We start from the raw sequence: 735 nt of genomic DNA, 5'->3' as shown, positions 1-735 counted from the left end.
CGCGCGCGTACCGCGAGCTTGAGGAGGCGGGTCTCGTCGAGACTCGACGTTCCCAAGGAACCGTCGTTCGCCATGACCAGACCGCAGCGTTCGACCTCGATCGAACAACTGCCGAACTTGTCAGCATGATTCCCCGCGACCACGTCGAGCTCGCAGACGTTCTGAACGCAATTGAAGCAGCCTGGAACCGAAAAGTGTGACAGCAGCGACCCTTCATCACACCGTGTCGGGCACGCCACATGCGACCGGCGGACCAAACGTGCGTAGGTGGTGACTAGCGCGTGTAGTGCGGGCCGTCGTGGCCCTTCGGTGTCGGTACCGGTGGGCGTCCGCCTCGTCGGGGAGTTCTCTTCGGGTCGACGGTAGCGGGCGGGATGAAGTACACCACGTTGTCTCTCACGACGATGTCCCAGCCTTCGCGATGAATCCTGTGATGGCAAGCACTGCACAGCATCAAAATGTTCGATTGATTCGTCGGCCCGTCCTGCGATTTGTACCAAACGATGTGATGGCCTTCGGCGTAGCTCGGCGGCCGGTTACATCCGGCGGTGGCGCACCCGCCGTCTCGTTCGATCGCCGCGAGCTTCTGTGCCCTCGTAAACAGGCGCTTCCCCAGGCCGAAATCAAGTACCTCGCTTTTCCCGCCGAGCACCATCGGGATCAAGCACGCCTCCGCGGCCATCTTCCTGGCCGTGAACGCCGAGATCGGCTGCTCGATCCCGTCGAGCTGGCCTC

1 protein-coding gene and 1 pseudogene are annotated in these 735 nt (G+C 62.4%); one reads left to right on the top strand and one right to left on the bottom strand.

Annotation, left to right across the window (positions count from 1 at the left end):
* Positions 1-200: pseudogene (locus JF66_RS24895) on the top strand (hypothetical protein); the annotation flags it as partial.
* A 74-nt stretch (positions 201-274) separates the two neighbouring features.
* On the opposite strand, the gene JF66_RS21350 reads toward JF66_RS24895, so the two are convergent.
* A partial coding sequence (locus JF66_RS21350; protein WP_197059549.1) for an HNH endonuclease signature motif containing protein occupies positions 275-735 on the bottom strand: 461 nt, incomplete at its 5' end.

The sequence above is a fragment of the Cryobacterium sp. MLB-32 genome (assembly GCF_000738085.1).
Lineage (GTDB): Bacteria > Actinomycetota > Actinomycetes > Actinomycetales > Microbacteriaceae > Cryobacterium.
Note: the sequence above shows the minus strand (reverse complement) of the source record. Positions and strands in the feature narration are given on the sequence as shown.